The sequence below is a fragment of the Allobosea robiniae genome, from assembly GCF_900102525.1.
Taxonomy (GTDB): Bacteria; Pseudomonadota; Alphaproteobacteria; order Rhizobiales; family Beijerinckiaceae; genus Allobosea; species Allobosea robiniae.
The window spans coordinates 485,402-507,585 of the sequence record NZ_FNBZ01000003.1 but is presented as its reverse complement, the minus strand read 5'-3'; the positions used below and the strand labels follow the sequence as shown (position 1 = coordinate 507,585).

At 67.0% G+C, this 22,184-nt stretch carries 24 protein-coding genes; 10 read left to right on the top strand and 14 right to left on the bottom strand.

From position 1 onward, the window contains the following. Positions 1-35 precede the first annotated feature (35 nt). Positions 36-566 (bottom strand): protease adaptor protein RcdA, encoded by a 531-nt coding sequence (gene rcdA / locus BLQ70_RS11320; protein ID WP_091857028.1) that lies wholly within the window; start codon positions 564-566, stop codon positions 36-38. Positions 567-926: 360 nt separating this feature from the next. Next, positions 927-1,127: a DUF1192 domain-containing protein gene (locus BLQ70_RS11315; RefSeq protein WP_061969879.1), complete on the bottom strand. Its 201-nt coding sequence runs from the start codon at positions 1,125-1,127 to the stop codon at positions 927-929. A gap of 92 nt (positions 1,128-1,219) precedes the next feature. Here BLQ70_RS11315 and BLQ70_RS11310 point away from each other — a divergent pair, with 92 nt between their 5' ends. From BLQ70_RS11310 to BLQ70_RS11300, 3 genes are all read left to right on the top strand, one after another. Further along, positions 1,220-2,218 carry an NAD(P)H-quinone oxidoreductase gene (locus tag BLQ70_RS11310; protein WP_091857027.1) on the top strand — a complete coding sequence of 333 codons (999 nt, stop codon included), beginning with the start codon at positions 1,220-1,222 and terminating at the stop codon, positions 2,216-2,218. A 178-nt stretch (positions 2,219-2,396) separates the two neighbouring features. Continuing rightward, complete coding sequence (locus BLQ70_RS11305; protein WP_091857026.1) at positions 2,397-3,125, top strand: DUF1013 domain-containing protein; 729 nt, start codon at positions 2,397-2,399, stop codon at positions 3,123-3,125. A 25-nt stretch (positions 3,126-3,150) separates the two neighbouring features. After that, positions 3,151-4,041 (top strand): MBL fold metallo-hydrolase, encoded by an 891-nt coding sequence (locus tag BLQ70_RS11300; RefSeq protein ID WP_210184272.1) that lies wholly within the window; start codon positions 3,151-3,153, stop codon positions 4,039-4,041. An 18-nt stretch (positions 4,042-4,059) separates the two neighbouring features. Here the strand turns inward: BLQ70_RS11300 and BLQ70_RS11295 are convergent, their stop codons facing one another. After that, positions 4,060-5,994: a propionyl-CoA synthetase gene (locus BLQ70_RS11295; RefSeq protein WP_091857024.1), complete on the bottom strand. Its 1,935-nt coding sequence runs from the start codon at positions 5,992-5,994 to the stop codon at positions 4,060-4,062. 172 nt (positions 5,995-6,166) lie between these two features. On the opposite strand from BLQ70_RS11295, the gene BLQ70_RS11290 reads away from it, so the two are divergent. Both BLQ70_RS11290 and BLQ70_RS11285 read left to right on the top strand, forming a co-directional pair. Next, positions 6,167-6,931 carry a sulfite exporter TauE/SafE family protein gene (locus BLQ70_RS11290; RefSeq protein ID WP_091857023.1) on the top strand — a complete coding sequence of 255 codons (765 nt, stop codon included), beginning with the start codon at positions 6,167-6,169 and terminating at the stop codon, positions 6,929-6,931. Between the two features lie 98 nt (positions 6,932-7,029). Beyond that, positions 7,030-8,658, top strand: a complete 1,629-nt coding sequence (locus BLQ70_RS11285; protein WP_091857022.1) for an acyl-CoA synthetase — start codon at positions 7,030-7,032, stop codon at positions 8,656-8,658. Between the two features lie 127 nt (positions 8,659-8,785). Here the strand turns inward: BLQ70_RS11285 and BLQ70_RS11280 are convergent, their stop codons facing one another. The 3 genes from BLQ70_RS11280 to BLQ70_RS11270 all read right to left on the bottom strand — a co-directional run bounded on the left by BLQ70_RS11280 (position 8,786) and on the right by BLQ70_RS11270 (position 10,055). After that, a complete protein-coding gene (locus BLQ70_RS11280; RefSeq protein ID WP_061970296.1) occupies positions 8,786-9,289 on the bottom strand; it encodes a YidB family protein in 504 nt (167 codons plus the stop codon). Between the two features lie 80 nt (positions 9,290-9,369). Then, entirely contained in the window at positions 9,370-9,630 is a 261-nt protein-coding gene (locus BLQ70_RS11275; protein WP_061969893.1) for a GlsB/YeaQ/YmgE family stress response membrane protein, read from the bottom strand. 236 nt (positions 9,631-9,866) lie between these two features. Continuing rightward, positions 9,867-10,055: a YdcH family protein gene (locus tag BLQ70_RS11270; RefSeq protein ID WP_061970298.1), complete on the bottom strand. Its 189-nt coding sequence runs from the start codon at positions 10,053-10,055 to the stop codon at positions 9,867-9,869. Positions 10,056-10,285: 230 nt separating this feature from the next. On the opposite strand from BLQ70_RS11270, the gene BLQ70_RS11265 reads away from it, so the two are divergent. From BLQ70_RS11265 to BLQ70_RS11245, 5 genes are all read left to right on the top strand, one after another. Further along, entirely contained in the window at positions 10,286-10,504 is a 219-nt protein-coding gene (locus BLQ70_RS11265) for a YdcH family protein (protein WP_047580734.1), read from the top strand. A 99-nt stretch (positions 10,505-10,603) separates the two neighbouring features. Further along, positions 10,604-11,104 carry a 5-(carboxyamino)imidazole ribonucleotide mutase gene (gene purE, locus BLQ70_RS11260; RefSeq protein ID WP_061969895.1) on the top strand — a complete coding sequence of 167 codons (501 nt, stop codon included), beginning with the start codon at positions 10,604-10,606 and terminating at the stop codon, positions 11,102-11,104. Continuing rightward, positions 11,101-12,207, top strand: a complete 1,107-nt coding sequence (locus BLQ70_RS11255) for a 5-(carboxyamino)imidazole ribonucleotide synthase (RefSeq protein WP_091857021.1) — start codon at positions 11,101-11,103, stop codon at positions 12,205-12,207. Before purE ends, BLQ70_RS11255 begins: the two co-directional genes overlap by 4 nt. A 171-nt stretch (positions 12,208-12,378) precedes the next feature. Continuing rightward, entirely contained in the window at positions 12,379-12,612 is a 234-nt protein-coding gene (gene rpsU / locus BLQ70_RS11250) for a 30S ribosomal protein S21 (protein ID WP_061969899.1), read from the top strand. Between the two features lie 343 nt (positions 12,613-12,955). Further along, positions 12,956-13,804: a tetratricopeptide repeat protein gene (locus BLQ70_RS11245; protein WP_170843380.1), complete on the top strand. Its 849-nt coding sequence runs from the start codon at positions 12,956-12,958 to the stop codon at positions 13,802-13,804. Between the two features lie 20 nt (positions 13,805-13,824). Here the strand turns inward: BLQ70_RS11245 and BLQ70_RS11240 are convergent, their stop codons facing one another. The 8 genes from BLQ70_RS11240 to BLQ70_RS11205 form a co-directional block, all read right to left on the bottom strand. Continuing rightward, entirely contained in the window at positions 13,825-14,697 is an 873-nt protein-coding gene (locus tag BLQ70_RS11240; RefSeq protein ID WP_091857020.1) for an alpha/beta hydrolase, read from the bottom strand. Between the two features lie 77 nt (positions 14,698-14,774). Further along, positions 14,775-16,181, bottom strand: a complete 1,407-nt coding sequence (locus tag BLQ70_RS11235; protein WP_061969901.1) for an NAD(P)(+) transhydrogenase (Re/Si-specific) subunit beta — start codon at positions 16,179-16,181, stop codon at positions 14,775-14,777. A gap of 5 nt (positions 16,182-16,186) precedes the next feature. Next, positions 16,187-16,621 carry an NAD(P) transhydrogenase subunit alpha part 2 gene (locus BLQ70_RS11230; protein ID WP_061969903.1) on the bottom strand — a complete coding sequence of 145 codons (435 nt, stop codon included), beginning with the start codon at positions 16,619-16,621 and terminating at the stop codon, positions 16,187-16,189. A gap of 17 nt (positions 16,622-16,638) precedes the next feature. Then, a complete protein-coding gene (locus tag BLQ70_RS11225) occupies positions 16,639-17,778 on the bottom strand; it encodes a Re/Si-specific NAD(P)(+) transhydrogenase subunit alpha (protein ID WP_091857019.1) in 1,140 nt (379 codons plus the stop codon). Between the two features lie 37 nt (positions 17,779-17,815). Then, on the bottom strand, positions 17,816-18,100 hold the full coding sequence (locus BLQ70_RS11220; RefSeq protein WP_061969907.1) for an aa3-type cytochrome c oxidase subunit IV: 285 nt from the start codon (positions 18,098-18,100) through the stop codon (positions 17,816-17,818). A gap of 435 nt (positions 18,101-18,535) precedes the next feature. After that, a complete protein-coding gene (locus BLQ70_RS11215) occupies positions 18,536-19,903 on the bottom strand; it encodes an ABC1 kinase family protein (RefSeq protein WP_091857018.1) in 1,368 nt (455 codons plus the stop codon). A gap of 75 nt (positions 19,904-19,978) precedes the next feature. Beyond that, on the bottom strand, positions 19,979-21,208 hold the full coding sequence (gene pepT / locus BLQ70_RS11210; RefSeq protein ID WP_091857017.1) for a peptidase T: 1,230 nt from the start codon (positions 21,206-21,208) through the stop codon (positions 19,979-19,981). Continuing rightward, entirely contained in the window at positions 21,208-22,101 is an 894-nt protein-coding gene (locus BLQ70_RS11205) for a beta-keto acid cleavage family enzyme (protein ID WP_244511984.1), read from the bottom strand. Before BLQ70_RS11205 ends, pepT begins: the two co-directional genes overlap by 1 nt. Positions 22,102-22,184: the final 83 nt, after the last annotated feature.

The window sequence follows — 22,184 nt, the reverse complement described above, 5'->3', positions numbered from 1 at the left end:
GCGCAGCGCCTCGACGGCGCCGCGCTCCCGAATGATCAGTGGGCGAGCCCGAGCCGGGCCTGCAGGCTGGCGAGCTGGTCCAGGACCGGGTTGACGGCCGCGCGCACAGGCGCCTGGCCCGACATCTGGCCCTCCAGATGGCGGATACGCTCCTGCAGCCTGAACGAATGCGCCATCAGCTCGCGCAGCCGCTCCGGCAATTGCGCCACGATAGACTCCGACGGCGGCGCCATCGGGTCGCCGATCTTGACCTTGTTGTGCTCGGTCCGGGCCTGCTCCGCGGTGAGCTCGCCTTCCGCCACGGCCCGCTGCACTAGGAGCCAGGAGGCGACCTGCATCAATCGCGTGGTCAGGCGCATGCTCTCGGTGGCGTAGGTCAGCGAGGCCTCGCGCGGCAGGGCGGCGGCATCCTTGCGCCCGTCTCCGTCGAGATAGCCCGCCGTCTGCTCGACCAGTCCCATTCCCTCGCGAAACAGCAGCATGAAGGCGTCGGAGCGCACGAAGCCCCGAGCAAAGGAAATCGCGCCCTCTTCCGTCTGCGGGTCGAGCAACTGGGCGTCGTTCATGCGGTGTCTCCCATCGGCACAAGCCCGTGCGCCTCTGGAACGCGTCACGGATCAGGACACCGATGTCGCAAGGATAGCGCCGATCACGGTCGCCGGCGCCGGTAAGGTGTCGTTAACCTTAACGAGGCTAAACCCCTGTGGCGACAACAAGGCGGGCGGCTCCACAGGAGCATCCCAGATTCGCCGGGTCCGGGGAACGCGCAGACAAAAAAAGAGCCGCCAAGGGCGGCTCGAAGGTCAACAGGGAGGCGTCAAACAGAGTGGGCAGGAGCCACTCGACATCCAGACAAACTGGATGATGCGATTCATACTTTGGAATCATTAACGCCCTGTTAACGGGCGTTTCTTTTTGACGCTTTTTCAGGCGGGCTTGCGGAAGAACGCATCCGCAGCAGAGCGCGAGGCGTCCTTGCGGGACCGGGTCTCGATCAGGCGCTCGATCTCGGCCTTGAGCGCGGCGACCCGCTCGTCGATCTCGCCAAGCGACAGCGTCGACAGATCCTGTCCGATTTCGTGCACGCTCTTCGGCTTGGGGCGGTCATCCTCCGGGAATATCGACATGGCGGCCTCGCATCTGCTCAAACTGCGCGGGGCACGCTAGCTAAGTTTCCAACGCAGTCACGCTGCGACGCACCAAACGAGGACACTGCGCCATGACGGCACTTCCCGAAACGATGACGGCGATCGGCATGGCGGCTCCGGGCGGCCCCGAGGTCCTCAGGCCGGAAACGCGCCCGGTCCCGAAGCCCGGTCCGGGCCAGATCCTCGTCGCCATCGCTGCCGCCGGCGTCAATCGGCCGGACGTCCTGCAGCGCCAGGGCGGCTACAACCCGCCTCCCGGCGCCTCCGACATCCCCGGCCTCGAATTCGCCGGCACGGTCGTGGCGCAGGGCGAAGGCGCCGGCCGCTTCGCGATCGGTTCGACGGTCTGCGCCCTCGTCGCCGGTGGCGGTTATGCCGAATATGCCGTGGTCGACGAGCGCAACGCCCTGCCCGCCCCCAAGGGCCTGACGCTCACCCAGGCCGGGGCGATCCCCGAGACCTTCTTCACGGTCTGGACCAATGTCTTCCAGCGCGGTCGCTTGCAGGCCGGCGAGAGCTTCCTCGTCCATGGCGGCTCGTCCGGCATCGGGACCACGGCGATCCAACTCGCCAAGGCCTTCGGTGCGACCGTCATCGCGACGGCCGGCTCCGACGACAAATGCACCGCCTGCCGCGAACTCGGTGCCGACCATGCCATCAACTACCGGACGGAGGATTTCGTCGCAGCGGCGAAGGCGGCGACGGGCGGGCGCGGCACCGACCTGATCCTCGACATGGTCGGCGGCGACTATATCGACCGCAACTACGAACTGGCCGCCGATCAGGGCCGCATCGTCCAGATCGCCTTCCTCAACGGGCCGAAGGCCACGGTCAATTTCAGCCGCTTGATGCTGAAGCGCCTGTCCCATACCGGCTCGACGCTGCGGCCGCGCACCGTTGTCGAGAAGGCCGCCATCGCCGCCGAATTGCAGGCCAAGGTCTGGCCGCTGCTCGAGGCCGGGCGCTGCAAGCCGCTGATCCACGCCACCTTCCCGCTGGCGCAGGCGGCCGAGGCCCATCGCCTGATGGAATCCAGCACCCATATCGGCAAGATCGTGCTGACGGTGTGAGCATCGCTTTTCATAGACACTTGCCCCGCCCTCGCCTATAAGGCGCGCCATCCTGCTCATCGTCGATGATTTGGATGGCCGGCCGGGGAGGCCGGTCGGCGCATGAGAGCTATTGTCCGCGACCCTGCCTTAAGAGCCCCTGCGAGCGGCGGCGCGAAGGCGAAGAGGAGACCGTACCGTGTCACAAACCCCGCTGATGCCCAAGGCCACCGCGGTCTGGCTGGTCGAGAACACCTCGCTGACGTTCGAGCAGATCGCCGAGTTCTGCAAGCTGCACCCGCTCGAGGTGCGCGGCATCGCGGACGGCGAAGTTGCCGCCGGCATCAAGGGCCTCGACCCGATCACCTCCGGCCAGCTCACCCGCGAGGAGCTTGAGCGCGCCGCCAAGAACCCGAGCCACCATCTCAAGCTCGCCGAGCGCAAGGTGAAGGTGCCGGAGATCAAGCGCACCAAGGGCCCGCGCTACACCCCGGTTTCCAAGCGCCAGGACCGGCCGAACGCGATCCTCTGGCTGCTGCGCAACCATCCCGAGCTCAAGGACGCGCAGGTCATCCGCCTGATCGGCACCACCAAGTCGACCATCGCGCAGATCCGCGACCGCACCCACTGGAACGCCCAGACGCTGACCCCGATCGACCCGGTCAGCCTCGGCCTGTGCTCGCAGATCGATCTCGATTTCGAAGTCGGCCGCGCCGCCAAGGACCGTCCGGCCGCGCTGGTCGAGGCCGGCTCGACCCTGCTCACCGTGGAAGAGGCCACTGCTCCGGAGCCGAAGCCCAGCGAGAGCCAGCCCTTCGCCGACATGAGCCGGCCGAAGCGCGAGGAGGAAGCCGCGATCGACGTCGATTCCGTCTTCGCCAAGCTGAAGCAGCTCAAGCGCCCGGCCGACGAAGAGGACGACGAGTAAGAGCTCTCAACCACGGACGCTGCGCATGTCGGGAATGGACGGTCTCGCCTTCACCTTCCTCGGCACCGGCGCACCACCTGTCAGCCTGCGCCGCGCCGGCCCCTCGCATCTCGTCGAGGCGGTTGGCCGCAAGCTGCTGATCGATTGCGGCTCCGGGGTCAGCCAGCGCCTGGTCGCCGCCGGCACGCGCGGCGCCGATATCGACGCCCTGATCGTCACCCACGAGCACTCCGACCACCTGGTCGACTTCTATCAGCTCGTGGTCTCCTCCTGGCATCAGGGCCGCGCCCGGCCTTGGCGCGTGCTCGCCCCTGCGCCCGCGCTCGCCAATCTCCGCGCCCAATATGCCGCCTTCGAACGCGAGCGCACCCTGCGCATCGCCTTCGAAAAGCGCCCCGACGCAACGGGGCTTGAGGTTATCTTCGAGGAATTGCGCGAAGGTCCGGTCTCTGGCCTGGGCGAGCTCTCCATCGAGGCTTTCCTGGTCGATCACCGCCCGGTCGAGCCTGCTTTCGGCCTGACCCTGTCGCATGGCGGCACGCGGATCGTCTTCTCAGGAGACACCCGCCTCACGCCCTCGCTGGAGATGCAAGCCACCGGCTGCGACCTGCTGGTCTGCGAGGTGTTCATTGCCAGCCAGATGCCCGTCGTCGCCGGCGTTCGGTCGCCTGAAACCGTCGCCGCGGTCGAGAGCTATCACATGACGCCGGCTGTCGTGGCGGGGCTAGCGACGCGCGCCGGTGCCAAGGCATTGGCGCTGACCCATCTGGTCCCGCCGAACGCGGACACCACCGCGCTCGCCCGCGAAGTCCGTGCCGCGGGCTATGGCGGTGCCTTGCTGGTCGGCGAAGACCTCATGCGTCTCGACGTGCCCGAGCGCCTCCTGAGCTGGAACGGCGCGACGGTCGCCTACTAGCTCCGAGACGACCGGCCGCTACCCGATCCCCCTGCCCTTCAGCGCCGTGCCGATCTCGCCGAGCACCGTGAGATCCTCGATCGTCGCCGGCACCGCATAATCCTCGCCATCGGCGATCTTCTTCATCGTCGCCCGGAGAATCTTGCCGGAGCGCGTCTTCGGCAGCCGGGCGACCGTCAGCGCCAGCTTGAACGCCGCCACCGGCCCGATCCGCTCGCGCACCAGCGCGACGAGTTCCTTCTCCACCTGCTCGGGCGTCACGGTCGCGCCGGCCTTCAGCACGACGAAGCCACAGGGCTGCTCGCCCTTGAGCGCGTCGCGAATGCCGACGACCGCGCATTCCGCCACAGCCGGATGCGCTGCCAGCACCTCCTCCATGCCGCCGGTCGAAAGCCGGTGACCGGCGACATTGATGATGTCGTCGGTGCGGCCCATGATGAAGACATAGCCGTCCGCGTCGATGAAGCCGGCATCCGAGGTGTTGTAGTAGCCCGGATAGGTCGTGAGATAGGCCTCCCTGAAGCGCTTATCGTCGTTCCACAATGTCGTCAGCGCGCCGGGCGGCAACGGCAGCTTCAGCACGATCGCACCCATCGTGCCGGGTTCGACCTGTCGCCCGCCCTCGTCGAGGCATTGCACGTCCCAGCCGGGCAGCGGCACGGTCGACGAGCCGTGCTTCACCGGCAGGAGGCCGAGGCCCAGCGGATCGCCGACGATCGGCGAGCCGCTCTCGGTCTGCCACCAATGGTCGATCACCGGCACTTGCAGCAGCGCTTCCGCCCATTTCAGCGTCTCGGGATCGGCCCGCTCACCGGCGAGGAACAGCGCCTTGAAGCACGACAGGTCGTGGCCGGCGAGGTGCTTGCCCTCCGGGTCCTCCTTGCGGATGGCGCGGAAGGCGGTCGGCGCCGTGAACAGCACCTTGGCGCCATGCTCGGCGATGACCCGCCAGAAGGCTCCGGGATCGGGCGTGCCGACCGGCTTGCCCTCATAGAGCACGCTGGTGGCGCCCTGGATCAGCGGCGCATAGACGATATAGCCGTGGCCGACGACCCAGCCGACATCGGACGCGCAGAACATCACCTCGCCCGGCCCGACATCGAAGAGCTGGTCCATCGTAGCCTTGAGCACGACCATGTGCCCGCCATTGTCGCGCACGACGCCCTTGGGCCGGCCGGTCGTGCCGGAGGTGTAGAGGATATAGAGCGGGTCGGTCGCCGCGACCTCGACGCACTCGGCCTTGCGCCCAGCCGCCTTCGCAGCAGCCACCAGCGTGCGCCAGTTCTTGTCGCGGGTCGCATGCATCGAGGCATCGACTTGGGGTCGCTGCAGCACGACGCAGGCCTGCGGCTTGTGCCTGGCCATCTCGATCGCGCCGTCGAGCAGCGGCTTGTATTCGACGACGCGCGTCGGCTCGATACCGCAGGTCGCGGTCAGGATCACCTTGGGCTCGGCATCGTCGATGCGCGTCGCCAGCTCCTTCGCCGCGAAACCGCCGAACACCACCGAATGCACCGCGCCGATCCGGGCGCAGGCCAGCATCGCGAAGGCCGCTTCCGGCACCATCGGCATGTAGATGATGACGCGGTCGCCCTTGGCGACCCCGAGGTCTTCGAGCACGGCGCCGAGCGTCGCGACCTCGTCCAGCATCTCAGCGTAGGTATAGCTCGCCTTCGTGCCGGTGACCGGGCTGTCATAGATCAGCGCGGCCTGATCGCCGCGCCCGTCGCGCACATGCCGGTCCAGCGCGTTGAAGCAGGTGTTGCAGGTCGCATCCGGGAACCAGCGGCCATAGATGCCGGCGGAGGCGTCGAAAGCCTTCTCGGGCGGCTTGATCCAGTCGATCGCCTTGGCCATGTCGAGCCAATAGGCATCCGGATCGGCCTGCCAGCTCGCATAGGTTTCGGCATAGCCTTGCGCCGGGCGGGCGGGCGCCGCATGGGGGCCATTCATCGCAAGCGTTCCTCTGCGCCGGGTTTCATCCTAAAGCCCCGTGGCAAGCCGGCGATGGCGGGGCTGATTTTGCGCGGAATCCTGCGCACTGCCCCCGGTCAACGCAAGCTCGCTGTTTTAAGACTTTCGCCCATCCCATTCTGCACGTCCCGGCTCAGCGGCGCAGCCCTCCATGCCCTTCGATCTTCTCTTCTTCGCCGCCATGGTGCCGGCCGTCATCCTGACCGGCCTGGCCAAGGGCGGCTTCTCGGGCATCGGCCTGCTCTCCCTGCCCTTGATGGCGCTGGTGGTCTCGCCGGTGACCGCCGCCGCGATCATGCTGCCGCTGCTGATTGCGCAGGATGTCGTCTCGGTCTGGTCCTACCGGCGCGATTTCGATCGCCGCAACCTCGCGACGCTGGCGCCCGGTGCGCTGCTCGGCATCCTCGTCGGCTATCTGCTGGCCGCAAAAGTCTCGGACGCGGCGGTGGTGCTGGCGGTCGGGCTGATCTCGGTCGGCTTCGCACTGCGCCGCATGCTGAGCGACGGCCGGAAGCCCGCTGTCGCCACGCAGGCGAACTGGAGCGCCGGCAGCCTCTGGGGCTTCCTCTGCGGCTTCACCAGCATGGTTGCCCACGCCGGCGGCCCGCCCTTCCAGATCTATGTCATGCCGCAGAAGCTGAAGCCGGCCGTCTTCGTCGGCACCGGCGCGGTGTTCTTCGCCGCAATGAACCTGGTGAAGCTCATCCCCTATCTCGCGCTCGGCCAGCTCAACAGCCAGAACCTGATGGCCTCGGCCGCGCTGCTGCCCTTCGCCGTCGCGGCGACCTTCGCCGGGGTCTGGCTGGTCCGGCGCGTGCCCGCGGAGCGCTTCTACGGCATCGTCTACTGGCTTCTGCTGCTGGTGGGCGGGAAGCTGATCTTCGACGGCCTGCGCGACCTGCATCTTCTCGGCTGATCGGCCTCCGCGCGATTGCGCCGCATCGGAAAAAGGGATGGATTACCCGGGAGCGCGCCAGCCGCTAAGGCTGTCGGCGCTTGCAAGGAAGGCTCCCGATGACCCGTTCGGCCTATGACACCGATCTCGACCGCAATCCGGCGAACTTCCAGCCGCTGACACCGATCGCCTTCCTCGAGCGCGCCGCCTCGGTCTTCCCGGAGCGCACCGCGATCATCCACGGCCCGCTGCGCCGCTCCTATGCCGCATTCTACGCCCGATCGCGCCGCCTCGCCTCGGCGCTGGCCAGGCACGGCGTCGGCAAGAACGACACGGTCGCGGCGATGCTGCCGAACACCCCGGCCATGCTCGAATGCCATTACGGGGTACCGATGGCCGGCGCCGTCCTGAACACGCTGAACACCCGCCTCGACGCGGCGATCATCGCCTTCTCGCTCGACCATGGCGGCGCGAAGGTGCTGATCACCGATCGGGAATTCTCGAAGACGATCAAGGAAGCCCTTTCCCTCTGCAAGGCGAAGCCCCTCGTCATCGACTATGACGACCCGGTCTATGACGGCCCCGGCGAACGGCTGGGCCAGATCGAATACGAGGATTTCCTCGCTTCCGGCGATCCGGATTTCGACTGGTTGATGCCGTCGGACGAGTGGGACGCCATCGCGCTCAACTACACCTCCGGCACCACCGGCGACCCCAAGGGCGTGGTCTATCACCATCGCGGCGCCAACCTGCTGGCGACCTCGAACGTCATCACCGGCAATCTCGGCCGCCATCCGGTCTATCTCTGGACGCTGCCGATGTTCCACTGCAACGGCTGGTGCTTCCCCTGGACGATCTCGATCGTCGCCGGCACCCATGTCTGCCTGCGTCAGGTCCGCGCCAGGGCGATGTACGACGCCCTGGCCGACCATGGCGTGACCCATCTCTGCGGTGCGCCGATCGTGATGTCGGCGCTACTCAACGCCGCGCCCGAGGAGCGCCGCGACTTCCCGCAGACGGTCTCCTTCTTCACTGCCGCCGCCCCGCCGCCCGAGGCCGTGCTCGCCGGCATGAAGCAGGCCGGCTTCGAGGTGACCCATCTCTATGGGCTGACCGAGTGCTACGGGCCTGCCGTCGTCAACGACTGGAACGACGACTGGAACGCGCTCTCTCCGGCCGAGCAGGCCGCCAGGAAGGCCCGCCAGGGCGTGCGCTACCCGGCGCTCGAAGGGCTCGACGTGCTCGATCCCGAGACGATGCAGCCCGTCCCGCGCGACGGCCAGACGCTCGGCGAGGTGATGATGCGCGGCAATGTCGTGATGAAGGGCTATCTCGGCAATCGGAAATCGACCGAGGCCGCCTTCACTGGGGGCTGGTTCCATACCGGCGATCTCGGCGTGCGCTATCCCGACGGCTATATCCAGCTCAAGGACCGCTCGAAGGACATCATCATCTCCGGCGGCGAGAACATCTCCTCGATCGAGGTCGAGGACGCGCTCTACAAGCACCCGGCCGTGCAGGCGGCCGCCGTGGTCGCCCGCCCCGACGAGAAATGGGGCGAGACGCCTTGCGCCTTCATCGAGCTGAAGCCAGGCAAGACCGCGACCGAGGCTGAGATCATCGCCTGGTGCCGGGAGCAGCTCGCGGCGTTCAAATGCCCGCGGACCATCGTCTTCGCCGAAGTGCCGAAGACCTCGACCGGCAAGATCCAGAAATTCCGCCTGCGCGAGATGGCACGGGCGCTGTAGGCCAGCCGGCCCGACAACCTACCCGTCATGCTCGGGCTTGACCCGAGCATCTCGGAAACGAGTGCCTTCTCGTCCGGAGATTCCCGGGTCGAAGCTGCGCTTCGCCCGAGAATGACGGCAACGGCTCTCAGGCCCCGGCGCGATCGAGCCTTCCATTCGGCGTGAAGCGGTCGACGGCTTCCGGCAGGACCTGCGACAGCCGGTCGAGCAATTCGTCGCGCGACAGGCCCGTCCGGGTCGCGATCGCATCGATCACCTGCGGGCCGAGCGCCTGTTCGAGATCATTGGGCGCGACCTGCTGGTTGGGTCCGTGCTGCACCCAGGAATCGACCTTCTCGCTCTGTCCCGCCTGCTTGAAGCGGTCGGCGAGCTCGCCGAGCCCGCCATTCAGCATGCCGCCGACACCGCCGGCCCCGAGCAATCCGCCGAGGCCACCGAGAAGCCCGCCATCGCCCTGCGGCGCAGCCCCTGCCTGGCCCGGCTGCGGCACCGGCGCCTCGCCCGGTTCAGGCTGGCCGCGCCCGCCGAGCCATTCGGAGATCTTGTCGCGGTTCTGGTAGCCGGCGACGGCGAGGAGGCCCAGAAGGGCGGTCAGGGACGGAAATCCGCTGCTGCTGTTGTCGTCACTCACGGCAATCACTCCATGTGGGAGAAAATATCGGCTTGGGGTCGCATCGCGACAGCGGGAAGCCGATGCGGGAACGGTCGGGTTCAGACAGCGCGATTGCGGCTGCTGATCATCCCCCAGACGGCCAGGACGATGACGGCACCGACGACGGCGCCGATCAGCCCGGCTCCCTCGCCCGGCGCGTACCAGCCGAGCGACTGACCGAGCCAGGTCGCGACGAAGGCCCCGACGATGCCGAGGATCGTCGTCAGGATGAAGCCGGCAGGCTCGTTCGAGCCCGGCATGACGAACTTGGCGACGACGCCGGCAATGAAACCGATGATGATGGTCCAGATGATGCCCATGACAGTCTCCCCCGCGCGAGGCGCGCCCGGCCTCAACTGGCCATCGCGCAAGATGTTCCCGCCAGCTTGCATCACTCCGAAACGGGCGATGCGGTTTTCGGAACATGCCGAAGCAGCTTCAAAGTCCATTGTGTCATTCCGTTGACGGCTCTTGCAGCCGCCTACGAAAAACCGGCCCTTTCGGGCCGGTCCATCCGCATCTGTGTAGCACTCAAAGGGCCTGGCGGCCCGCAGGCTCAGTGCAAGGTTCGCTCCGGCATGGTCATCCGTACGCGTTCGATCTCATCCTTCAGTTGCAATTTCTTCCGCTTCAGCTCTGCGAGGCTGAGGTCACTCGAAGACGGGCTCGCCACAGCCTGGGAGATGGCGTCCTCGAGTTGACGGTGCTTGCGCTCGAGTTCCGCAAGACGGGTCTGCAACGACATCTGGATCCTCCTGATGAGCGGTTGACTTAACCAATCTGGCATAGAGCCGGCTTCACGTCTTCCCCGCGCCGTCACACGGCATTCATGAGATTCTGTGATCGTGACCGGTCCGTTTCCGGAAAGCCGTGAATAGATGGCTTCCCTATGCCTTCAGCCGCCTTGCCCGCACTTGCAGGACTCCGGGCGGCACGCGCATAGTCGCCCCCGATCAAGGCGATGATGAGATGCCCATGGGATTCGAGCTCAGCCCGGAAGAGGTCGAGACCTTCACCTCCGAACTCGCGCGGCTGCGCGAGGAGCACCGCGATCTCGACAGCGCCATCGATGCGCTGGAGCGCGTCGGCTCGATCAATCAGGTCCAGGTCCAGCGCCTGAAGAAGCGCAAGCTCTACCTCAAGGACCGCATTTCCCAGATCGAGGACGCACTAACGCCCGACATCATTGCCTGAAGCCGCCCTTTCCGGCTGCCTTACGCCGATTCGCCCTTGCTTACCCCGCATCGACCGGTCTAGATCGCGCGCTTCCGGAGCCGAGCCCGAGCGCATTCCATGGCAGCCAGCAGCCCACCCGTCGCCATCATCATGGGCAGCCAGTCCGACTGGGCGACGATGCGTCACGCAGCCGAGGCTCTCGACACGCTCGCCATCCCTTATGACGCCCGCATCGTCTCGGCTCATCGCACGCCGGAGCGGCTCTTCGACTTCGCCAAGGGCGCGAAGGCCGAGGGCTTCAAGGTGGTCATTGCCGGTGCCGGCGGCGCCGCGCATCTGCCGGGCATGACGGCATCGCTGACGCCGCTGCCGGTTTTCGGCGTGCCCGTCGAATCCAAGGCCCTGTCGGGCCAGGACAGCCTGCTCTCGATCGTCCAGATGCCGGCCGGCATCCCGGTCGGCACGCTTGCCATCGGCCGCGCCGGCGCCGTCAACGCCGCCCTCCTTGCCGCAGCCGTGCTCGCCCTGTCCGATCAGGCGCTCGCCGAACGCCTCGACGCCTATCGCGCCCGCCAGAGCGCCGGTATCGCAGAGCGCCCCAACCGGGACGACGCATGAATCCTCCCGTTCCCACCGGCCTCGCCCCCGGCGCCATGCTCGGCATCCTCGGCGGCGGCCAGCTCGCCCGGATGATGGCGCTCGCCGCCGCCGATCTCGGCATCCGCTGCCATGTCTTCGCGCCCGAGACCGACAGCCCGGCCTTCGACGTGGCGGCGCGCCATACCGTCGCGGATTATGAGGACCAGGAGGCGCTCGCACGCTTCGCTGATGCCGTCGATGTCGTCACCTACGAGTTCGAGAACGTCCCGGCCGCGACCGCCGCCTTCCTCGCCGCGCGCGTGCCGCTCCATCCCGGCGCGCGGGCGCTTGCGGTGACCCAGGACCGGCTCAGCGAGAAGCGCTTCGTCTCCGAACTCGGCCTGGCCGTCGCGCCGTTCCGGGCCGTCGATTCGCTCGCCGATCTCGAAACGGCCGCCGCCGAGCTCGGCCGCCCCTCGGTCCTGAAGACCCGCCGCTTCGGCTATGACGGCAAGGGCCAGGTCAAGATCGCGCCGGGCAGCGACCTCGCCCAGGCTCATGAGGCGATCGGGCGCTTTCCCGCGATCCTCGAAGGCTTCGTCTCCTTCGTGCGCGAGGTCTCGGTCGTCGCCGCACGCGGGCTCGACGGCTCCTTCGCCGCCTTCGACGTCTGCGAGAACGAGCATCGCGACCATATCCTCGCCTATACCCGCATCCCCGCGAATCTCTCGGAAGGCGCATCGCTCCAGGCCGTAGACGCCGCCCGCCGCATCGGCGAGGCGCTCGGCTATGTCGGCGTCTTTGCCGTGGAGTTGTTCGTACTCGAGGCCGAGGGCGACCTCGCCGAGCGCGTCGTCGTCAACGAGATCGCCCCGCGCGTCCATAATTCCGGGCATTGGACCAGCGAGGGCGCCGAGACCTCGCAGTTCCACCAGCATGTCCGCGCCGTCTGCGGTTTCCCGCTCGGCTCGACCGCCCGGCGCGGCCGCGTCGAGATGGAAAATCTGATCGGTGCGAGCGCGCTGCGCTGGCGCGAACTGCTGGCCGAACCCGGCGCGCATCTGCATCTCTACGGCAAGCGCGACGCCCGTCCGGGCCGCAAGATGGGCCATGTCACCCGGGTCACGGACGAGCGCGCCTGAGCGCCCGGTTCCAGGCCGATCCCCGAACTGCAATCGACCCCGCATTTTCAAGGGATTGCGGCGTGGACAGCCGAAATGAATTCTGCTATCGGCACCCATCTTCGCGCGGTGGGCTCTGGCTTATCGCCGGCCTCCATTCTTGGATCAACCCGTTAAGGACGGACGTTTCACGTGCAGGTTCTCGTTCGCGACAACAATGTCGATCAGGCGCTCCGCGCCCTCAAGAAGAAGATGCAGCGCGAGGGCATCTTCCGTGAGATGAAGCTTCGTGGCCACTACGAGAAGCCTTCCGAGAAGCGCGCTCGCGAAGAGGCCGAGGCCGTGCGCCGCGCCCGCAAGCTCCAGCGCAAGAAGCTCCAGCGCGAAGGCCTCCTGCCCGCGCCGGTGAAGCCCAAGCGCCCCTGAGACCCTCTGGCTGCCCTGTTTGGGGCTGCCATGACAGGGCCGATAGTGATTTGCGCCTGGAGCTCGCTCCGGGCGCGTTGTCATTTGAGCCACGTTAACCAAGTTTTGGCGGATTTCGGGCGTCTTCTCCGAGAGAGCGCTGCCGGTCTGGGAGCGCGACCACGCCGCGACGGCTTGCATCGGACCGAAAAGTGAAATCCGCTTTTCGAACAAATCCGGTGCTGGAACAATAAGCCGGTTCATCACTTTGCGCCCAGCAGGACGCATGGCGATCCGGAAGCCGGGCATCCTCCGGAACGAGGGCATCGCGGCAAGCGAAGCACGAAAACCGATGAGGCAGAGCATGATCCGAGGCAATTACTGGTTGGCCGCAGCCGGCATGGCGCTGGCCCTGGCGGGTTGCGACACCGTCTCCAATCTCGGCTCACAGCCCGCCGTCGCCGAACTCGACACTCGCGACACCGCCGATGCCAGCGTCAATATCGGCTCGCTGAGCGAGGTCATCTCGCGCAATCCGAACGACCCCGGCGCCTATAACACGCGCGGCGCGGCCTATGCCCGCGTCGGCCGCTTCTCGGATGCGATCTCGGACTTCACCAAGGCGGTGCAGATCGATCCGACCCTCGCTTCCGCCTATACGAATCGCGGCCTCGCGCTGCGCCAGAGCGGCCGCGCCGATTCGGCGCTCGCCGATTTCAACCGCGCCACCACCGCCAATGCGAATTATGCGCCGGCCTATATCGCCCGCGCCAATCTGCTGCGTGCGCAGGGCAACAGCCAGCAGGCGCTAGCCGATCTCAACACCGCGATCCGGCTCAATCCCGAATCGGCGGAAGCTTTCCATGCCCGCGGCCTCGTCTACCAGAAGGAAGGCCAGCATCAGAATGCCGTCACCGATTTCGACTCGGTGATCGACCGCAATCCCTACACCGCCCCGCCCTATATCGCGCGCGGCGAGAGCCTGAACGCGCTTGGCAAGTACGATTCCGCGCAGGAGGACTTCACGGCCGCCCTCAACGTCGACAACCGCAATGCCAATGCCTGGGCCGGCCGCGGTTTCGCCTTCGAGAAGCTCGGCAAGAAGGCCGAAGCTTCCGAAGCCTATCAGCGCGCGTTGTCCATCGACGGCAACAATGCCCAGGCCCGCGCCGGCTCATCGCGCCTCGGCGGCGGCGGCTTCTTCCGGAGCTGACGGAGCATCGGAGGCGCGCCTCAGGGGCGCGCGCCGGCTCCCTCCCCGATCATGCGGCTGTCCGCCCCGCCGATGCTGCCTGATACGGCATCGGCCAGGAAACGCCTGATCTCGCCGATCGATCCGTAGCGCGGCAGATCCGCGTGCCGCCCCGTGGTAAAGCCCAGGAAGCGCTTGGGCGCGTTCGCGAGCGCGTAGAGCTGCCGTCCCTGCGCGAAGGGAATGACCTGGTCGCGCTCGCCATGCAGCACGAGCAGCGGCGCCCGGACCCGGGCGATGATCTCATCCGAGCGGAACTGGTCCTTCATCACCAGGCTGAGCGGCAGATAGGGATAGAGCCCCTGCGCCACAGCCAGGGTCGAACGATAGGGCGCCTCCAGCACCACCGCCTGGAGCGGCACCTCTGCCGCGAGCTTCAGCACCACGCCGGTGCCCAGCGACTCGCCGTATCCGACCAGCCTGCCGGCGCCGAACCGCGCCGCAGCAGCGCCATAGGCCGCCCGCGCGTCCTGCAACAGCCCCTCTTCGCTCGGAGTGCCGGAGGAGCCGCCATAGCCGCGATAGCTGATGGCGAACAGGCCCGTGCCGTCCTCCGTGAGTCCCCGGAAGCGCTCCACGCGCCCGGGCCTGCCGAGATTGCCGGCATTGCCGTGGAAATAGAGCAGGACCGGCTTGCCTGCACGCGGCGGCACGACCCAGGCGACCAGCCGCTCGCCATCGGCCGTGGCCACGCTGACCTCCTCGGCGGCGTCGAGCCCGGCCGTAGTGATGTCCGCCCTCGCCGGATCGCGCGGATACATCATCTCGCGCTGGCGCAGATAGAGCATGCCCAGCCCGGCGAAGTAGCCCGCCAGCCCCAGCAACAGCAGCAGTTTCAGCAGACGCCGGATCATCACGCGATGCAGGTTCCGGAAACGAAAGGGCCGGCGATCAAGCCGGCCCTTTGCAGCAATCCGATGACGGCTCGGCGTCAGTGCGCCATCGCCTTGACGATCGCGTCGGTGACCTTCTTGGCGTCGCCGAACAGCATCATGGTGTTGGGGCGGAAGAACAGTTCGTTCTCGACGCCGGCATAGCCCGCCGCCATGCCGCGCTTGATGAAGAGCACGGTCTTGGCCTTCTCGACGTCGAGGATCGGCATGCCATAGATCGGCGAGGACTTGTCGGTCTTGGCGGCCGGGTTGGTGACGTCGTTGGCGCCGATGACGAAGGCGACGTCGGCCTGGCCGAATTCCGAGTTGATGTCCTCGAGCTCGAAGACCTCGTCATAGGGCACGTTGGCCTCGGCCAGCAGCACGTTCATATGGCCGGGCATGCGGCCTGCGACCGGATGGATGGCGTATTTGACCTCGACGCCCTCCTTCTTGAGCAGGTCGGCCATCTCGCGCAGCGTGTGCTGCGCCTGCGCCACCGCCATGCCGTAGCCGGGCACGATGATGACCTTGCCGGCATTCTTCATGATGTAGGCGGCATCGTCGGGCGAGCCCTGCTTGACCGGCCGCGCTTCGACCGCGCCACCCGCGCCGGCCGCGGCGTCATCGCCGCCGAAGCCGCCGAGGATGACCGAGATGAAGCTCCGGTTCATCGCCTTGCACATGATGTAGGACAGGATCGCACCGGACGAGCCGACCAGCGCGCCGGTGATGATCAGCGCCATGTTGCCCAGCGTGAAGCCGATGCCCGCCGCGGCCCAGCCGGAATAGGAGTTCAGCATCGAGACGACGACCGGCATGTCGGCGCCGCCGATCGGGATGATCAGCAGCACGCCGAGCACCAGCGAGACCGCGACGATCAGCCAGAAGACGGTGTGGCTCTCGCTCTTGATGAAGATCGCCAGCAGCACCACGAGCGCGATGCCGAGCCCGATATTGATGCCATGGCGCTGCGGCAGCATGATCGGCTTGCCGCTCATCCGCCCGTCGAGCTTGAGGAAGGCGATGATCGAACCGGTGAAGGTGACCGCGCCGATCGCGACGCCGAGCGCCATCTCGAACAGGCTCGCGCCCTTGATCGAGCCGGCATGGCCGATGCCGAAGGCTTCCGGGGCATAGAGCGCCGCCGCCGCCACCAGCACCGCGGCAAGGCCGACCAGCGAGTGGAAGAAGGCGACGAGCTGCGGCATCTGCGTCATCTGCACGCGCTTGGCCATGACCGCGCCGATACCGCCGCCGATGGCGATGCCGATAATGACGAGCAGCCAGCCCGAGAAGCCCGACGGCGGGAAGAACACCACGGTCGTGACGATGGCGATCGCCATGCCGATCATGCCGTAGCGGTTGCCCTGTCGCGAGGTCGTCGGATGCGACAGGCCGCGCAGGGCCATGATGAAGAGGACGCCGGAGACGACGTAGAGCAGGGCTGAGAGGTTCGCGGCCATGGCGATCAGCCCTTCTTCTTGTACATCGCGAGCATTCGCTCGGTGACGAGGAAGCCGCCGAAGATATTCACCGAGGCGAGGACCAGCGCGAGGAAGCCGAAGACCTTGGCCCAGATCGGCCCGTCACCGAGCGTCGGCAGGGTCTCGACGCCGACCGCCAGCAAGGCGCCGACGACGATGACGGAGGAGATCGCGTTGGTGACCGACATCAGCGGCGTGTGCAGCGCCGGCGTCACCGACCAGACGACATAGTAGCCGACGAAGACGGCGAGCACGAAGATCGCGAGGCGGTAGACCGTCGGGTCGACGCCGCCGGTCGCGATGCTGGCCGCGGCCGCGGCCTGATCGGCGTAGCGCTCGGCGAGCTCGGCTGCCTGTTTGGCGAGAGCGGCCGCGTTGCGGGCCTGTTCGAGAGCCTGTTCGGTGGAGGGAGTTGCCATGGTCGGAATTCCTTCGCTCAGGCCTTGGCTGAGAAATTCGGGTGGATGACGGCACCGTCCTTCGTCAGGGCGGTCGCCTTGACCAGCTCGTCGTCCCAGTTCACCGCGAGCTTCTTCTCGGCCTTGTCGATCAGCGTCTCGACGAAGGCGAAGAGGTTCTTGGCGTAGAGCGAGGAGGAGGTTGCGGGCAGGCGGCCGGGCACGTTGAGATGGCCCACGATCTTGACGCCGTTCCCGGTGGTCACGACCTCGCCGGGGTTGGCGAGCTCGCAATTGCCGCCGCGCTCGACCGCGAGATCGACGATCACGGAGCCGGGCTTCATGCTCTCGACCATCGCCGCCGAGATCAGCTTCGGCGCAGGCCGCCCCGGGATCAGCGCGGTGGTGATGACGATGTCCTGCTTGGCGATGTGGCTCGCGGTCAGCTCCGCCTGCTTCGCCTGGTATTCCTTGGACATCTCCTTGGCATAGCCGCCGGCCGTCTGCGCCTGCTTGAACTCCTCGTCCTCGACGGCGAGGAACTTGGCGCCGAGCGATTCGACCTGTTCCTTGGTGGCGGGGCGCACGTCGGTCGCGGTGACGATGGCGCCGAGGCGCCGCGCGGTCGCGATCGCCTGCAGGCCGGCGACGCCGACGCCCATCACGAAGATCTTCGCAGCCGGCACGGTGCCCGCCGCCGTCATCATCATCGGCAGCGCCCGGCCGTATTCGGCCGCGCCGTCGATCACGGCGCGATAGCCCGCGAGATTGGCCTGCGAGGACAGCACGTCCATCACCTGGGCCCGGGTGATGCGCGGCATGAACTCCATGGCGAAGGCGTCGACATTGGCCTTGGCCAGCGCCGCGACCTGCGCCTCGTTGCCATAGGGGTCCATCGTCGCGACGACGAGCGCACCAGCCGGCAGGCCGGCGATCTCGCTCTCCGACGGACGCCGCACCTTCAGCACGATAGCCGCGCCGGCCAGCGCTTCCGCCGCCGTTTTCGCGATTGTCGCCCCTGCTGCCTCATAATCCGCATCGAGGATGCCGGAGGCTTTGCCCGCCCCCGTCTCGACCACGACCTCGGCGCCGAGGCCCTTGAACTTGCGGACGGTCTCCGGCGTCGCTGCGACGCGGGTTTCCGCCCCTTGCGTTTCGGCTGGGACAGCAATGCGCATGGCGGGAAAAGGCCTTTCCGGCGTTATGGGGAGACGGTCAGAGCAGGAGCAGCGCGAGCAGCATCAGCACGAGCGAGACGAGAGGCGCGCGCCAGGAGATCGACGGGGCGGCGATGCCGATGCCCGTGCCGATGACAGCAAGAAGCGTGCCGATCAGCGCCGTGCCCCAGGCGTGCTTGGTGCCGCCGACGGCGAGCGCCGCGACGATGGCGAGCGAGGCGACGGTCGCAACCTCGGCGAAATGCACGAAGCCGGTATAAGTCCGCTCATGCTCGGGATAGTCCATCGCGGGGGCGTCGGCGTGATGGGCGTGGTCGGCCATGGTCTCGATCCTGAAAAAGACACAGTCTCTCTAAGCCTGTAGCGCACCCGCGACGCACGGGCAACGCGGCAGCTTGCTGCAACGGTGGAGCATGCCGTCGCAACCTCGCACAACCATTCTCTAGCGAACAGCGCGGAGCAATTCAATCGATTTAAATAGAGAATTATTCTTGTTATCGGCCGATTTTGAGAACGATCTACGCCATCTGGCACCGCCCGGAGCACCGACCGGCAGATTCGTCCATCGCTGGATCAGCGACGGAACTGTCCGTAGATGATCGGATCAAGCTGGCGACGAACGATGAGTGCATGACTCTCGACCCCAGCCCTGTGCGAAACGCCGAGACGCTGGTCGCGAGCAGACCAGGCGTGACGACGAGAACATCGCCGCCTGTCGGATCGGGCAGACGATATCGGCAGACGGCGACTGAGCGCCTTATGCCGCCGGCTTCAACCCCGCAGCCGTCAGTGCCGCACCCTGCTGCGCCGCGACGCGCTCGACGGAAAATCCCTCGATCTCCGCTTCGAACAAGCGGTGGAAATTCAGCTCGGCGTCGAGATGCAGGAAGACGCCGCCGAGCCCGATCGCGGCGCGGTCCATGAACACGAACTCGCGCGGGACCGTCACCGGTCCCCGCGCCTTCAGGGCCTGATGCATCTGGAAAGCCTGCTTGCGCCCGTATTCGGCCGGGCTGACATCCTCGGCGATGCGCCTGACCCGGTCTTCCAGCAGCGGCCCGTAGATGAAGCGCGCCCAGATGTTCAGGGTGTCGACGAGATCTTTCGTCAGTCCCTTGAAGCCCCAGGTCTCATAGGCGTGGATGACGCGGGCCTCCTCGCCGTCGCGCAGGCCCTTGTAGAGATCGACGACGCCGCCGACGAAGCTCGGCGGGAAGATGCGGATGCAGCCGTAATCGAGCAGGTTGATGCCCTGTGGCTCCCCGCTCTCCGAAAACACCGTGTAGTTCCCCAGATGAGGGTCGCCATGGATGACGCCGTGATGGCTGAACGGGCGCCACCACGCCTTGAACATCGCGGTCGAGATCCGGTCGCGCACCGCCTGCCCGTCTTGCTTATGCGAGAGAATCGGGCTGCCCTCGAGCCAGTGCATGGTGAGAAGCCGCCCGGTCGAGAGCCCGGCCTCGACAGCCGGCACGCGAATTTCAGGCGTATCCGACAGGATCGCCTGATAGAGCGCGGCATGCTTGGCCTCGCGCCGGTAGTCGAGCTCCTCGCGGACACGGGCGCCGATCTCCTTGGCGATCTCGGTGGTGTCGATCACCGCGCCCATGCGCCGGTGCAGCGAGAACAGCACCTCGAGTTGCGCGATATCGGCCTCCACCGCCGATTCCATGTCGGGATATTGCAGCTTGCAAGCGAGCGCCGCGCCCTCCTGCGTCGTCGCGCGATGCACCTGCCCCAATGAGGCCGCAGCCGCCGGCTTCAGGTCGAATTCGCCGAAGCGCTCGCGCCAGCTGGCACCGAGCTCGGCCATCATCCGGCGCTTGACGAAGGCCGCGCCCATCGGCGGCGCCTGCGATTGCAGCTTCTGCAATTCGGCGGCGTATTCCGGCGGCACGACATCGGGAATGGTGGCGACGAGCTGCGCCACCTTCATGATCGGGCCCTTCAGCCCGCCCAGTGCCTTGGCCAGCGCCTCGGCATTGGAGGCATCGCGCCCTTCGACGCCGAAGAGCCGGGCGCCGGCCATCCGGGCGGCCACCCCGCCGACATTGGCGCCGACGCGGGCATAGCGCGCCGCGCGAGCGGAGAATCGGTTGGCTTCGGCGTCGCGTTCGGACATGCGGATCGTGCTTTCGCTGTTCCTGCCCACCTCATGTAGGCACCGGCGAGCCGCACGCCAATGCGACAAGCCGCGCTAGGCGCCCTGCCCCGCCAGCAGGCAGATGCGCCGCGCCACCTCATAGGAGGTCGCGAAAGCCGGCAGCGGCAGGAATTCGAAGCGCGAGTGGAAATTATGCGCGCCGGTGAAGAAATTCGGCGTCGGCAGCCCGCGCGCCGAGAGCGCCGCCCCGTCCGTGCCGCCCCGCATCGGGATCCGCTTCGGCGCGATCTGCAATTCGGACAGCGCCGCCATCAAGAGATCGACCGAGCGCCGGTCTTCGCCCAGGCTGTCGGCGATATTGCCGTAGACATCGCTCACCTCCGAGGTGACCCGTCCGGTCGGATAGCGCTTTGCGATCTCCGCCGCGACCTCGCCGATCCGCCGCTTGCGAGCTTCGAAGGACGCCTTGTCGAAATCACGGATATTGGCGCGAAGCACCGCCTCGGCCGCGTTGGCGACGAGTTCGACGAACCAGGTATAGCCCTCGCGGCCGGCCGTGTTCTCCGGCGTTTGCGCACGGTCGAAAGCGGCCATGTAATCCTGCGCCATCAGGATCGGGTTCACCAGCACGCCCTTCGCCGACATCGGATGGGCAGTGACGCCGGTGAGGACGATCTCGGCCATGGCGGCGTTGAAGTTCTCCCATACGACCTCGCCGACCTCGCAACTGTCGATCGTGTAGGCGAAGTCGCAGGCGAACCGGGCGAGATCGAGCGCCTGGGCGCCGCGCAGGCCGATCTCCTCGTCCGGCACGAAGGCGACGAGGATGTCGCCATGCTCATCCTCGGGGCGCAGTTCCGCCAGCAGCGTCATCACGATCGCGACCGCCGCCTTGTTGTCCGCGCCAAGCACGCTGGTGCCGTCGCTGAAGACGATTTCGCTGCCCTTATAGGGTTTGATCTCGGGATGCTCGGCGACGCGCAGCCAGATATCCTTCTCCGCGTTGAGGCAGAGATCCTCGCCTTCGAAGCGCAGCACCTGCGGCTTGATCACCGGCGACAGCCCGACATCGACCGTATCGACATGGGCGATGAAGCCGATACGCGGCGCACCGGGCTTCGTGCCGCGCTTCAGCGCCGTCACCGTGGCATGGTCATCGATGACGACGTTCTCCAGCCCGAGCCCGCGCAGCTCCTCGGCCAGCAACTCCGCCAGCACCTGCTGGCCCGGCGTGCTCGGCAGGCTGGTCGCCTTCATGTCGCTCTGGCTCTCGATCGCGACATAGCGCAGGAACCGGTCGAGCAATTTATCGCGCACACTCACTACGCTTCTCCCTTCCCCTGCCGCGCCAGCCAATCCCGCACCTCGGCCGCGCTTGCCGGCTTCCCGCCGGCAGCCTCGACCAGGCGGACGGTGTCCGCGATCAATTCGCGATTCGTCTTCTCGCAGCCGAAGGGCGCATCCTCCAGCCCGCCGCGGACATGGACGCCCCGCGCCACGGCCGGGCCGATGAGGTCTCTGAGATCGACGCCGAGCCCGGCGATCATCACCGGCGCCTCGGGCGCATCCTCGGCGAGCAGCCTGAGATGCGCCTCCAGCGCCCATTCGCGCGGCGGAAAGCCCCAGGCGAAGGCATCCGAGAACATCAATCGATAGATCGGCATGGGCATGCCCGGATAAGCCCTGGCCAGCGCGGCGCCGAGCCGGGTGAAGCCGGGCTCGTAGATCGCATAGCTCGGATGGACCTTGTGGCGCTCAGCCACCTCCATCCCCTCGCGGATATGCTCGCCGGGGTTCTGGTAGATGAAACCGGCCTCGCCCTCCGGGATGCCGGCAAAGGTCGTCCAGTTGCACGAACCGGGATCGAGCACGCCCCATTCGGCAAGCCCGCGCTTCGCCAGTTCCTCGAGATGGGTGTAGCGACCCGACCCGATCATGTCGCCGGCATAGCCCGAGCCGAGGATCGGGATGGTCGGGTAGACGATCGCGTCGACCCTGGCGCGGATGCCTTCGATCGCCTGCGCATAGAGCTGCCAATCATCGCGCTGCCGGCCGGTCACCATGTCGTAGACATGTAGATGCACGATGGCGGCGCCCGCCTCCACAGCGGCGATGCCGTCCGCGACGATATCGGGGATGCTGATCGGAATGCCGGGCTGGCGCTCCTTGCCCCAGGGGCCGTTGATCGCGGCCTCGACCCAGATCGGTTTGGTCACGGGCATGTCCTCGCTTCTCCGCAATTTTGCGCAAACCGTAAGCTGCTCCGCTCGGGCTTGTCAGCCCATAGGCCGGCTGGGCA